This window comes from Paenibacillus sp. FW126-R14, assembly GCF_058789495.1.
The window spans coordinates 53,119-65,812 of sequence record NZ_JBYTBS010000031.1 but is presented as its reverse complement, the minus strand read 5'-3'; the positions used below and the strand labels follow the sequence as shown (position 1 = coordinate 65,812).

The 12,694-nt window shown below is 51.5% G+C and carries 11 protein-coding genes; 8 read left to right on the top strand and 3 right to left on the bottom strand.

What is annotated here, in order from left to right; translation table 11 throughout:
- Position 1 precedes the first annotated feature (1 nt).
- The 8 genes from AC3WRW_RS19365 to AC3WRW_RS19330 all read left to right on the top strand — a co-directional run bounded on the left by AC3WRW_RS19365 (position 2) and on the right by AC3WRW_RS19330 (position 9,893).
- Positions 2-1,357: a nucleotide sugar dehydrogenase gene (locus AC3WRW_RS19365; protein WP_492547942.1), complete on the top strand. Its 1,356-nt coding sequence runs from the start codon at positions 2-4 to the stop codon at positions 1,355-1,357.
- 37 nt (positions 1,358-1,394) lie between these two features.
- Positions 1,395-3,224, top strand: coding sequence for a glutamine--fructose-6-phosphate transaminase (isomerizing) (gene glmS / locus AC3WRW_RS19360; RefSeq protein ID WP_492547941.1), 1,830 nt, complete (start codon positions 1,395-1,397; stop codon positions 3,222-3,224).
- Between the two features lie 21 nt (positions 3,225-3,245).
- Positions 3,246-4,007, top strand: a complete 762-nt coding sequence (locus AC3WRW_RS19355) for an NTP transferase domain-containing protein (RefSeq protein ID WP_492547940.1) — start codon at positions 3,246-3,248, stop codon at positions 4,005-4,007.
- A gap of 24 nt (positions 4,008-4,031) precedes the next feature.
- Positions 4,032-5,390, top strand: a complete 1,359-nt coding sequence (glmM, locus tag AC3WRW_RS19350) for a phosphoglucosamine mutase (RefSeq protein WP_492547939.1) — start codon at positions 4,032-4,034, stop codon at positions 5,388-5,390.
- Complete coding sequence (locus AC3WRW_RS19345; protein ID WP_492547938.1) at positions 5,371-6,657, top strand: copper amine oxidase N-terminal domain-containing protein; 1,287 nt, start codon at positions 5,371-5,373, stop codon at positions 6,655-6,657. The genes glmM and AC3WRW_RS19345 overlap by 20 nt, the downstream gene beginning before the upstream one ends.
- A gap of 5 nt (positions 6,658-6,662) precedes the next feature.
- Positions 6,663-7,535 (top strand): hypothetical protein, encoded by an 873-nt coding sequence (locus tag AC3WRW_RS19340; RefSeq protein ID WP_492547937.1) that lies wholly within the window; start codon positions 6,663-6,665, stop codon positions 7,533-7,535.
- Between the two features lie 232 nt (positions 7,536-7,767).
- Positions 7,768-8,469, top strand: coding sequence for a response regulator transcription factor (locus tag AC3WRW_RS19335; RefSeq protein WP_492547936.1), 702 nt, complete (start codon positions 7,768-7,770; stop codon positions 8,467-8,469).
- A complete protein-coding gene (locus AC3WRW_RS19330) occupies positions 8,460-9,893 on the top strand; it encodes a sensor histidine kinase (RefSeq protein ID WP_492547935.1) in 1,434 nt (477 codons plus the stop codon). Before AC3WRW_RS19335 ends, AC3WRW_RS19330 begins: the two co-directional genes overlap by 10 nt.
- 27 nt (positions 9,894-9,920) lie before the next feature.
- Here AC3WRW_RS19330 and AC3WRW_RS19325 read toward each other — a convergent pair whose 3' ends face one another.
- From AC3WRW_RS19325 to AC3WRW_RS19315, 3 genes are read right to left on the bottom strand one after another with little or no spacing between them, the layout of a single operon-like run.
- A complete protein-coding gene (locus AC3WRW_RS19325) occupies positions 9,921-10,694 on the bottom strand; it encodes an ABC transporter ATP-binding protein (protein WP_492547934.1) in 774 nt (257 codons plus the stop codon).
- Entirely contained in the window at positions 10,694-11,689 is a 996-nt protein-coding gene (locus AC3WRW_RS19320; protein WP_492547933.1) for a FecCD family ABC transporter permease, read from the bottom strand. The genes AC3WRW_RS19325 and AC3WRW_RS19320 overlap by 1 nt, the downstream gene beginning before the upstream one ends.
- Positions 11,690-11,692: 3 nt before the next feature.
- Positions 11,693-12,646 carry an ABC transporter substrate-binding protein gene (locus AC3WRW_RS19315; RefSeq protein WP_492547932.1) on the bottom strand — a complete coding sequence of 318 codons (954 nt, stop codon included), beginning with the start codon at positions 12,644-12,646 and terminating at the stop codon, positions 11,693-11,695.
- Positions 12,647-12,694 lie beyond the last annotated feature (48 nt).

Genomic DNA, 12,694 nt, shown 5'->3' with positions numbered 1-12,694 from the left:
GATGAGTGTATATAACAATTTAAAGGTTAAATTTCTGGAAAAAACCGCGAAAGTTGGGGTCATCGGTCTCGGCTATGTGGGGCTGCCCCTATGCATGGAGATGGTAAAGGGCGGGTTTACGGTGTATGGCATTGATCTGGATTTCCGTAAGGTGCAGTCGCTTCAAAACGGCGAATCGTATATTCAGGACGTTCCGAGCGAAGAGGTCAAGAAAGCGATCGAGTCCGGGCGATTTAATCCGACCGATGACTACCATACGGTTCAAAAGCTGGATGCGATCAGCATCTGCGTTCCGACTCCGCTGAGCGAGAATCAGGATCCGGATACCTCCTATATTAAGAGTGTCGTCCTGGAAATCAAGAAAAATCTAAAGCGAGGGGCTTTGATCGTTCTTGAGAGCACGACCTATCCGGGAACTACCGAGGAATTGATTCAGTATGAGCTGGAAGCGCAAGGACTGAAGGTGGGCAGGGACTTCTTCCTCTGCTTCTCACCCGAGCGTGTCGATCCGGGCAATCCGAACTTTAACACCTATAACACGCCGAAGGTGATCGGCGGCACGACCGAAGCGTGCATGGAACTTGGGGTTACCTTATACAGTCATGTGGTGAAAAATGTCGTTCCCGTTTCCTCTCCGAAGGTGGCGGAGATGTCCAAGCTTCTTGAAAATACTTTCCGCAGTATTAACATTGCGTTCATTAACGAAATGGCCATGATGTGCGACAAAATGGACATCGACGTCTGGGAGGTCATTAAAGCGGCTTCGACAAAGCCGTTCGGCTTCATGCCGTTCCACCCGGGACCTGGCATCGGCGGTCACTGCATTCCGCTTGACCCGATGTATTTGTCGTGGAAGGCGAAGGAATTCCGTTTCTACAGCAAGTTTATCGAGCTGGCGCAGTCGATTAACGATAATATGCCGGAGTATGTCCGTTATAAAGCTTCGCAGGTGCTTAATATGTATGCGAAGTCCATCCGTAATTCAAAGGTTCTTATTTTGGGAATGGCGTATAAGCCGGACGTAGACGATCTTCGTGAATCGCCGGGCCTTGAACTGTACGAGCTGCTGCTGGAGAGCGGAGCTCACGTGGATTATTACGACCCGCATGCGGGCTCCTTCCTGGATAAGCTCGGACATGTGGTCCATTCTGTGGACTATGATCTGTCTGCATTTGCCAAGTATGACTGCATGGTGCTGATCACGAATCACCGCAGCTTCAACAATATGGAGCTGGCGAAGTTGGGCGTGCCGATCATCGATACGCGCAATGCGTTCGCCGACATTCAGGCCGACAATATTTATAAGCTGGGTACCGGCATTCATAAACAAGAAGTGAAACTCGCGGTAGGGGTTTAATTTTAATCTCATTACAACATAGAGGGGAGAAACAACGATGTGTGGCATTGTAGGTTATATCGGACAACGAGATGTGCAGCCGATTCTGTTGAATGGATTAAGCAAGCTGGAGTATAGAGGGTATGATTCCGCTGGGATCGCGGTGCTGGAGCAGGACCAGATCAAGATCAGCAAGGTGGAGGGACGTCTGGCGAACTTATCGGGTCAGCTGAATAAGCAGCCCTTGAAGGGATCGGCCGGCATCGGCCATACGCGCTGGGCGACACACGGCAAGCCGTCGGACGCGAACTCGCATCCTCATACGGATATGTCGGGCAAGTTTACCGTCGTGCATAACGGCATCGTGGAAAACTATATGGAGTTGAAAAAGGAGCTTGAGCTGAAGGGAGTCACGTTCACTTCCGAGACCGATACCGAGGTGATCGCGCATTTGCTCGCCGAGCATTACCAAGGCGATCTCGTGGCCGCTATGCGAATGGTGATCCGGAAGCTGCAGGGAGCCTATTCACTCGGCGTCATGACCGAGCATGAGCCGGATAAGCTTGTCGCGGTCAGACAGTCCAGCCCCCTTGTCATTGGCGCAGGTTTAGGGGAGAACTTCCTTGCTTCGGACATTTCAGCTTTAATTGAGCATACCCGCAAGGTGTATATATTGGAGGATGGCGATCTTGCGGTCATTACCCGCAACCGCATCTTCATCACGAAGGCCGAAACAGGGGAGCCGTCGGACCGTAAGCTGCTGCAAATCGATTGGAGCGCCGAACAGGTGGAGAAGGGCCGGTTCGAACACTTCATGCTGAAGGAAATTCATGAACAGCCGTTAACGCTCAGAAACACGATGCTGGGACGCATCAATGACCAGGATCAAGTCAGCTTCCCGGAATTAGAGCACGGAGCGGGTGCGTTCAAAGACGTGGACAAAATTTTCATCGTCGCCTGTGGCACCGCCTACCACGCTGGACTCGTCGGCAGCACGATGATTGAGAAATTAACGCGAATCCCGGTCCAGCCCGATATCGCATCGGAGTTCAGGTACCGCGATCCGATCATAACGGATAGAACGCTGGTCATCGTCGTCAGCCAATCCGGCGAAACAGCGGATTCGCTTGCCGCCCTGCACGAAAGCAGGAGAAAGGGCGCTAAAATTCTGGCCATTACGAATGTGCCGACGAGCTCTATCGCGCGGGATGCCGACTATGTGATTGCGACCAAAGCCGGTCCGGAAATTGCGGTGGCATCGACCAAAGCGTATACCGCTCAACTGCTTGCTTTCTATTTGTTCAGCATCTATTTGGCGCAGGAAAGACAGACGCTGGATAAAGAGCTTCATACGGAGCTGGTCCAAGGATTAAAGGCGCTTCCCGTGCAAGTGGAGAAGGTGCTGGAGAACGCCAACGAGGTTAAGCTTTTTGCCGAATCGATTAAGGAAGCGGACAGCCTGTTTTTTATCGGTAGGGGACTGGACTATGCCATTGCTCTTGAGGGATCTCTCAAATTAAAGGAAATCTCCTATATTCACTCGGAAGCTTATGCGGCCGGAGAGCTGAAGCACGGCACATTGGCTCTGATCGAGAAGGATACGCCGGTTATTGCGCTGGCCACACAGATGGATCTTTATGAAAAAACGGTCAGCAATATTAAAGAAGTAAAAGCTCGCGGGGCCCATGTCATGGGGATAACGGTTGAAGGCAATGTGGGTCTGCTTAACGCGGTGGATGAAATTTGCTTCATTCCTCCGTCGCTTTCGCTGCTGGCGCCTATTTTGGCGGTCGTGCCGCTGCAGCTGATCTCCTATTACGCCTCCTTGGCCTTGGGCAACGACATTGATAAACCGCGCAATTTAGCCAAAAGCGTTACGGTCGAATAAACGATACTGGGGGTGATTCACATGGAAGCTTTCGCAATTTTGTTAGCTGCGGGGAAAGGCACACGGATGAAGTCGGAGCTGCCCAAAGTGCTTCATCCCGTCGGCGGCATACCGATGGTCGGACATTTGGTCAACACGCTGGAAAGCATGCCCGTCAGCCAGATTATGACGGTCATCGGTCATAAGGGGGAGCTTGTCAGCAAATATTTGGGGGTTCGGACGATTTACGCCGAGCAGGCGAAGCAGCTTGGAACAGCGCACGCCGTTCTTCAGTGCGAACCCCTGCTGAGAAATCGATGCGGATCGACCCTGGTGCTTACGGGAGATACGCCGCTCATCAGGCAATCCACCATCGAACGGCTGCTTGCTGCCCAGAGGGAGGGCTCGTGCTCCGGGGTGGTATTGACCGCTGTGCTCCATGACCCGACCGGCTATGGCAGAATTATACGCGATTCTTTAAGCGGCGAGGTGATCGACATCGTGGAAGAGAAGGATGCGACGCCAGAGCAGAAACGGATTACCGAGATCAATACGGGGATTTTCTGTTTTGATAATGAAAGTTTGTTTCGTGCGCTCCCTGGCATTGCCAATAACAATGCCCAGCACGAGTACTATTTGACCGATATCGTGAAGGTGATGAGGCAGACGGGCATCTCGGGCGGTTCGAAGCGATTCGAAGCGATCGTTCTCGAGGACCCGGAAGAGGTTATGGGGATTAATACGCCGGAACAATTGGAAGAGGCGAATCGAGTCTTTTATGCACGAACGGGGATGTTTGCCTAACAAGTCATGGGGAGGAGAGGCGATATGGGAGTTATTTTCGGTACGGATGGCATCAGAGGGGTGGCGAACCGCGAATTAACGCCGGAACTGGCTTTTGAACTGGGCCTCATTGTAGGCGGCATACTGTCACGCAGCTGCGGGAGGAAGCGGCCAAGCGTCGTTATCGGGCGGGATACCCGCATTTCCGGTCACATGCTGGAGGCCGCCTTGGTCGCCGGACTGTTATCCGCCGGAACCGATGCCGTGAGGCTGGGCGTGCTGCCGACGCCGGGCGTAGCTTATATCACGCGGCATGCGCGGATGGATGCAGGGGTGATGATATCGGCGTCTCATAATCCGGTGGAGGACAATGGGATTAAATTTTTCGGCAGGGACGGCTTCAAAATGCCTGACGAGTGGGAGGCGGAAGTAGAGGCCCTCCTGCAGGGCAAGCAGCACCGGGATTCGCGTCCCGTCGGGGCCGGTATCGGGACCGTGTGCGATGACGCGCAGAGCGCTCTGGACTATGTGAGCTACCTGAAGTCCACGGTAACCGGCTCGCTGGCAGGGTGCAAGGTCGTGCTCGATTGCGCCAACGGTGCCGCTTCCTCGCTGGCCCCGCGTCTTTTCTCCGAATTGGGAGCGGAGACGATCATGCTTCATCATCAGCCGAATGGCTTGAATATTAACGAACAATGCGGCTCGACGCACCCGGAGGATCTCCGTAAAGCCGTACTGGAGCATCAAGCCCATGCAGGCCTTGCTTTCGACGGCGATGCGGATAGACTGATCGCGGTCGATGAGCGTGGGGAAATCGTAGACGGAGATCATATCTTATATATCCTTGCTGCTCAGATGGCTAAGCATCGCCAACTGCGTCATAACACCGTCGTTTCCACGGTCATGAGCAACCTCGGCTTTCATAAAGCGCTGCATAATAAGGGCTTGAATTCGCTGAAAAGCAAAGTTGGAGACCGCCATGTGATGGAAGAGATGCGGAAAGGCGGGTACAACTTGGGCGGCGAACAATCCGGGCATATCATTATGCTGGATTATTCGACAACAGGGGACGGCTTGCTATCCGCCGTTCAGCTGCTGCAGGCGATGCGCCAGGAAGGCGCGCCTTTGTCCGAGATTGCCGCGCCCGTAGTGAAATTCCCCCAACTGGTTGTAAATGTGCGGGTGAAAAACAAGTACAAGCTGGAAGGCAACCGGCGAATTGACGCTGCTATCCGGCATGTTGAGAGCGAGATGGCCGGCCGCGGCCGTGTATTGGTGCGGCCTTCGGGCACGGAGGCTCTGGTGCGTGTGATGGCGGAGGGCCCGGATGAAAGGGAGCTGTCCGGCTACGTGGAGGGCATTGTAGAGGTGGTAAAGGAAGAACTTGAATATAGCGTTGTTTAATCCATTCGAACATATGAGAAAGGCGACGGCATGTTTCGTCGGTTTCCTGATTTTATTGAGCGTGTCCATGTTGATCCCGGTATACTCTCATATCCCCCAGCTAGATGTGGAGGTGAACGGCGAAAAGATGGACTTTGCAGATGTGCAGCCGTACATCGATGAGCAGTCGGGCAGTGCGATGGTTCCGGCAAGAGAGATCGCTGAAAAATTGGGGGCCGAGGTCAAATGGGATCGTTTGCTGGAGCAGGTGACCCTTCGCAATGAGCACAAATCTGCGGTACTAACGATCGGTCGAAACGATGCCTCCGTCAACGGCCAAACGGTTGATCTGGACGCGCCGGCAGTCATTAAAAATGACCGGACCATGGTCCCGCTCAGGGCGGTAAGCGAAAGCCTCGGTGCCGATGTCGATTGGCTGAAGGATCGCAATGTAGTGCTTGTGACGTCGTCTGACAAAGCGCAAAGAGCAACTTGGATCTGGGACAGCAAGATGATTGAGACGGATGGTGACCGCATTCTTCAGTTTGCCGAGAACCAGAAGCTGACTGTCCTTTATCTGCGCTATGAGAAAACGTATCCGGCTCAGGACATTTACCGGAATTTTATCCGCAGAGCAAATGATCTGGGCATCAAGGTTGAGGCGCTGGCCGGCAAATCGAATTGGATCTATGCCGATAATCATCCCAATATCCGGCAATGGATTGCGGCGGTTACCCAATATAATGCTTCTGTGGATGCCCAGGAGCGTTTCCAAGGGTACCACTTTGATATTGAACCGTATACGCTGGACATTTGGAAAACGAATCAGACCTGGGTGCTCGAACGTTGGATGGATACGATCAGGCTGATTGAAAAGGAAGTAAGAAGCACCGATCGCAGCATGACGATGGCCTTTGATATTCCCTTTTGGATAAACAGCTATATGGTTCCGGGAACCAGCTACTCCTTTAGCGCGTGGCTGCTTGAGAAGGCGGACTGTATCGTCATTATGGCTTATCGCAATAACGCTTTGGGCAGTAACGGCATAATCGCCAAGGCCAAACCAATCATCCTGGAAGCGGCGACGCTTAAGAAACAAGCCGTTGTAGCGGTTGATACGCTACCCAGCAAGGAAGGCGATCACACGACCTTTTATGCGCTTAATCCTGTGAACATGGAGGCTGAATTGCAAGTGGTCAAGGAGAAGCTCTCACCTTATCCGAGCTATTCTGGAGTCGCTATCCATGATTACGTGAGATGGATCGAATTATTCCAAAAAGGAGGATAAGTTCAATGAAAATTCCGGGTTTGGTTGTTTCACTGTTGGCTGGTGCGGCTCTCGGCATTTCAGGGATGGTTCTCGCAAGTGGCAGCGATACGGCTAATACCTTTCAGGAGTCGTCTTTGCCTGGAGGAGGTATTCAAATCCCTCATAATGACAGGATTCACCTTTCTACAGACAAGCAGTGGATTTCCGCAGAAGGCCATTTGTCGGATCTCATCCGGCTTCAATGGACGAAAGACCGGGCGAAGCCGGCTATATCCTGGCTGGACGAGAACGGTAAAGATAAGACGGCTATCGTCTCTCATGCCAAGGCGAATGACCCTGAACAGCACGATCATAATCATATGTCGTTTGAAACGACAATGTCGCCTGACGGCAAAAACGCGAACGAGCTGTTTACGCGTCTGGAAATTCCGTTCGACCAGGATGTGGCTGAAATTCGCACGCATTCCTCCAATTTCAATGTGATGGATGGCATTCTGCGAATTGCCGGAACCGAGGGCGTCAATCGCGATTTGACTTGGGCTAAATCGGTGGACGGGAATATAACGACTCCGCGCTGGGCGATGCGCGCAGATGCTTCGGAGGAAGCGGGAGGGAATGCCGGTTCCAATCTGCAAATTATCCGCTATGGGGATGACGGCAAAGCGCTGGACAACGTGCTAACCATCATGCGCAGCAGCGGCAACATTGGGATTGGGAATACGGATGCCAAGACAAAGCTTGATATCAGCGACGACAGCATCCGCATCCGGAAATCCATGACGCCGGCCTCGTCCTCCTCCCCCGGGCAAGAGGGGGAGATCGCATGGGATAACGGGTACGTGTATGTTTGTGTGGCCCCTAACACATGGAAGAGAACGGCGCTGTCTTCGTGGTAGACTTTTTATTTTAATCGCAGAAGCATAACTACACCAAAGGCTGTCCCATAAGTCATAGAAATGACTAGGGATGGCCTTTTCGATATGTAAGTCGCCGGCATCCATCGCAGGCCATTGATATCCCCGGATCAGACATTTCATCCTATTTGTATAAATAATCCAGCGGCTACCCACTTAAAATGGAAGTGGAGTCAGAATCCTATATAAGGATCATAGAAAGGTGTGAACCGCTGTGCCCTGGAAAGTGTTGATCGCGGATGATGATCCGAATGTGAGGGAAATAGTACGACTCTATTTCCGTCAGCAGCTTATCGAATTGATTGAAGCACCTGACGGCGTCTCGGCCTTGGCCATGCTTGCGGAATTAAAGCCTGATATCGTGATATTGGATGTCATGATGCCCGGACTCGACGGTTTTGAAACGTGCCGGGAGATCACAAAACGTTATGATGTACCCGTCATTATGCTGACGGCGAAGAACGATGAATTTGACCGGGTGCTCGGTCTTGAGCTCGGTGCGGACGATTATATGACCAAGCCCTTCAGCCCGAGGGAGCTGGTGGCGCGCATTAAAGCGATCTTTCGCAGAATGCAGAAGGGACAACCGTCCACAGAGGTTGACGCGCCATCCCACTATGAGTTTGATGATTTGGTCATTCATGTGACCCGCCGGGAAGTCATCGCAAACAGCACGAAAATCGACTTGCGCCCCAAGGAGTTTGAGCTGCTCGCCTTTTTTGCAAAATCACCGGGCAATGTGTTTAAGAGAGAACAGCTCCTGGAGCAGGTTTGGGGCTATGAATTTTTAGGCGATATGAGAACGGTGGACGTTCATATCAAAAAACTGCGTGAAAAGTTAAGCCACTGTCGCAATGTGTGTATTCATACGGTATGGGGAGTGGGCTACAAATTTGAGGTTGAAGCATGCACCTGAAACCGAATAAAAGCATTCTCGGCAAAATGCTGACCAGCTCCATCGTTACGGTGCTCCTGGGGCTTTGCGCGGTGGGGCTCGTGATTTCATTGTTTGCTAAAGAATACATAATCAACTCCAAAGGCAATGAGATGATCCGCCAGGCCAAGCAGGTCAATCTCGCTATCCAAAATCAGGTGAATCCGAATAACAGCTTTAAGGAGCTGCTGCATTTTTTTGATCAAGTCTTTGACACGCGCATTTGGATTTTCGACAGGAACGGCAACATTGTCATTACCTCCTCCAAGGATGAGGTGAACGCAGGCAAGGTCGTCAGTACGGATATGGTCAATAAAGTTATCAACGGCGAACCAGCGAAATGGAATCAATTCGAGGGACTCAAGGAAGGCATGCTTTCGGTTGCCGTCCCGTGGGGTAAAGACAACGACGTATACGGCGGCATCGTTCTGCATTCGCCTCTTAAAGGCATGAATGAGACGATCGCTCAGCTTAGAGAAACCATCCTTTGGGTTACGCTGCTTGGTATTTTCTTTTCATTTGGCGTATCCTTCTATTTATCCTGGTCGATTACCCGGCCCATCCAACAGATTGACAAGGCGGCAGCCAAGATTGCTATTGGAGATTACAGCGAGAGAATTCGAATAGACTCCAAGGATGAGATCGGGGAGCTGGCGACGACGATCAACGACATGATGGAGCAGCTTGAACGCGTCGACCTGGAGAAGCGGAAGTTGAACCAGATGCGGCATGATTTCTTGGCGAATGTTTCGCATGAGCTGCGTACTCCACTAACGGCGATGCAGGGTTTTTTGGAGGCTCTGCAGGATGGTTTGATCGAAGAGGTAGCGCGAGAGAAATACTACGAAATCATGTATAACGAAACCCTGCATATGAACCGGTTGGTTGATGATATTACCGACTTGATGAAGCTGGAAAATAAAGAAATCGATCTCGTATGGATGGCGGTCGACGTTCAGGCGATGCTGTCCAAGCTGGCCTTCAAATTCCATCCGGAAGCCGAAGCCCGGGGAACGGTCATCGACTGCGTCATGGAAGAAGATTCACCGCAGGCTTACGCCGATCCGGACCGGCTGGAACAAATTTTGAACAATTTGATCAAAAATGCGGTCAAGTTCACCGAGAACGGAACGATAGAGCTGAAGACGATTGCGATTCCGTCCGAGAAGTGCGTTCTGATCACGGTAACCGATACCGGAATCGGGATATCGCCGGAGGATCAAGGGCTCATCTGGGAACGTTTCTTTAAAGTGGAACGAGGCCGGCCGGTGAAGCATAAAGGCTCATCCGGCTTGGGTCTTGCCATCGTCAGGGAGCTTGTCGAGCTCCACAACGGAAGCATCCGCGTTCGAAGCGAGATGGGGAAAGGAAGCGCCTTTGAAGTGAGGATTCCGCTCTATAGCTAGCGTGGATGCTGTGACAGACGGTCTTTTTTACAATTTTCGAAGAGGCATAATGTTGACGTAGTCTTCTTCGAACCTCACCTTGGCCTCGATCTGATAAATCTCTTTTAGAAATTCGGCCGTTATGACCTCTTTGGGGTTTCCTGTTTTTCGAATTTCGCCCCTCTTCATAGCGACGAGGTAATGGCAGTAATTCGCAGCTTGCTGGAGATCATGAAGCACCATAACAATGGTCATGCGGTAAGCCTGATTGATCTTCACGAGCATTTCCATGACATCCAGCTGATGGGCAATATCAAGGAAAGTAGTCGGCTCATCGAGTAAAATAATATTCGTTTTTTGCGCTAATGCCATAGCGAGCCGCGCTTTCTGCTGTTCGCCCCCCGATAGGGTGTGAAACATGCGGTTCTCATGCCGCAGCGTATGTGTCTCCTCCATGGCCCATTGAACAATATCCCTGTCTTCTTGATTCAAATGGTCAAATATCCGTTTGTATGGCGAACGGCCATACGCGACAAGCTCGCCCACGGTTAGATTCGGAATGGTGTGCTTGGATTGCGTCATGAGCGCGACTGTTTTGGCAAACTCCATGGTTTTATAGTGAGGCAGAGGCTTATCCTGCACGAGAACTTCTCCCTGGTCAGGGATCAGTAGGCGGGTCATCGTTTGCAGTAAAGTCGATTTGCCGGAGCCGTTGGGCCCTACGATGGCTGTGATTTTTTCAGAAGGGATAGAAAGAGTCACATTTTGAAGCTGAAAACCGCCGATATGGAGGTGGACCTGACTCGTTTCAATGGCAGACATTACATAATTCTCCGTTTCTTCAACAAGTATAAAAAGAACGGCGCACCCAGCCCCGCAAGCAAAATTCCGACAGGAAGCTCAATCGGATCAAACCACGATCGCGCCACCGTATCGGCAAGAACGACGAGAGCCGCTCCGCCAAAAATGGATAACGGAAGCAGAAAACGATAATCATCCCCAATCAGCAGGCGAATAGCATGAGGAACAATCAAACCGACGAAACCCACCAAGCCTGCCACACTGACAGCCGCCCCCGCCAATAAGGAAGATAATAAAATGATAAGCAGCCGCTGAAGTTCGACTTTCTGGCCTAACAGCTGCGCCGTATGGTCCCCTAATTGCAGCAGGTTGGAAGGCTTGATCATCAAAGCGGATAAACCGAGACCAAGCAGCGCATAGGGAGCCATGAATGCCAAGTGGTGCCAGCTGCGCCCGCTTAATCCTCCCGCGAGCCAAGGCAAAATGGCCTGAACACGGTCGCTGAACACAACCATGACCCCGCTTGTCGCAGCCCCTAGAAGAGCGTTGATGGCGACGCCCGCCAAAATAATTTTGAGCGGTGAAGAGCCCTTATCCCAAGCTAGCAAATAAATAAAAACGGAGGTGACGAACGCTCCGAGAAAAGCGGCAATAGGCAGCAAATAGCTGTATTGCGGAAAAATAATCATGGTGACAACGGCGGCAAGGCCTCCGCCGGCAGAGACGCCGATTACGCCTGGATCGGATAGCGGATTTTTCATCGCACCTTGAAGCAAGGCTCCGGATGCAGCCAAGCATGCGCCGACGAGCAAGCCAATCAGCACTCTGGGTAACCTGAGATTCATAATGATTTTCTCGTGCAGAGGCGATCCCTCCGCTGTGAAGACGGCCCAGATTTCGCTGAGCGAAATTTGTACGGAGCCGTAAGTTAATCCGTATAAGGACACGAGAACGACGAGGATGGGAGCGACAATAAAGCTAATTTTTCTTCTAGTATTACGCTGTTGTATGTTCATAGGTTATTTAGCAGAAAGGAGAAGCTTATGCATCAGCTCAAGGGATTCAATCACACGGGTTCCCGGATTGGAGCCGAACAAATCTGACGGCAGCACTTCAATCCGATTGTTTTTAACGGCGTCCAAACTGTTCCATGCCGCGTTCTGCTGCATCTCCTTCAAGAAGCCCTCCTTCACTTTGTCTGTATCTCCATGTCCCATAAAGAAAATGATCTGCGGGTTCGATTTCATAATTTTCTCTGTATTGAGCTGCGCATACTGCGGGTATTTATCCAGGCTTGGATAGTCTGCCGCAATGTTCTCCCCGCCTGCGATCGAGAGGATATCACCGCTCAGCGAGTTGCCAAGCGCAGCCATATAGGTGCCCGGAGCGCCGTAAACAAGCAATGCGCGTATCTTTTGCCCAGGCGGATTTTTTTGCAATTCGCCAATCTTCTTATCAATAGCGAGAATTTGCTCGTCGGCGCGCGGCTTTTTACCCAGCACATCGCCGAACAGCCTGATTTGTTTTTGGATCTCTGCAACGCTGTTCGCGTCAGTTAAAATCATTTTGGAGCCGAGCGACTCGATAGCTGGCACGTCTTTCAGGTTCAAAGGATTATTGCCGAGTATGACATCCGGGTGGACGAGCGCTACTTTCTCCAAGTCCATGCCGTGAGGCGTTCCGACTTGTTCGATTTTTGCCGCTTCTTTGATGGAAAGAGGAGCAGTGGATGTAGGTCTGCCCACCAATTCGCCGCCGAGCGCGTAGACAATATCCATTTCACCATTGCTAAGAGCAGCAACTTTGGTCGGAACCTTGGAGAAAGTAACTTGGCGGCCGGCAAAATCTGTTACTGAAAGAGAGCCGCTGCTTGCTTGTTGGCTGTTATCCGGGCTTTGCGGGGGAGAAGCGGCACATCCTGACAGCAGCCCGATCAGCAGTGTGCTTACTAAAACACAATGAATATTTTTCATAAAGGAAACCTCCGAGAATTTTAATAAATGTCAATGGATAGAATAGGA

Excerpts from the sequence above, each read along its gene's own strand:
- AC3WRW_RS19320 (WP_492547933.1), bottom strand. The coding sequence starts at position 11,689 with ATGAACATACAACAGCGTAATACTAGAAGAAAAATTAGCTTTATTGTC.
- glmM (WP_492547939.1), top strand. The coding sequence starts at position 4,032 with ATGGGAGTTATTTTCGGTACGGATGGCATCAGAGGGGTGGCGAACCGC.
- AC3WRW_RS19365 (WP_492547942.1), top strand. The coding sequence starts at position 2 with ATGAGTGTATATAACAATTTAAAGGTTAAATTTCTGGAAAAAACCGCG.
- AC3WRW_RS19315 (WP_492547932.1), bottom strand. The coding sequence starts at position 12,646 with ATGAAAAATATTCATTGTGTTTTAGTAAGCACACTGCTGATCGGGCTG.
- glmS (WP_492547941.1), top strand. The coding sequence starts at position 1,395 with ATGTGTGGCATTGTAGGTTATATCGGACAACGAGATGTGCAGCCGATT.
- AC3WRW_RS19355 (WP_492547940.1), top strand. The coding sequence starts at position 3,246 with ATGGAAGCTTTCGCAATTTTGTTAGCTGCGGGGAAAGGCACACGGATG.
- AC3WRW_RS19340 (WP_492547937.1), top strand. The coding sequence starts at position 6,663 with ATGAAAATTCCGGGTTTGGTTGTTTCACTGTTGGCTGGTGCGGCTCTC.
- AC3WRW_RS19325 (WP_492547934.1), bottom strand. The coding sequence starts at position 10,694 with ATGTCTGCCATTGAAACGAGTCAGGTCCACCTCCATATCGGCGGTTTT.
- AC3WRW_RS19330 (WP_492547935.1), top strand. The coding sequence starts at position 8,460 with ATGCACCTGAAACCGAATAAAAGCATTCTCGGCAAAATGCTGACCAGC.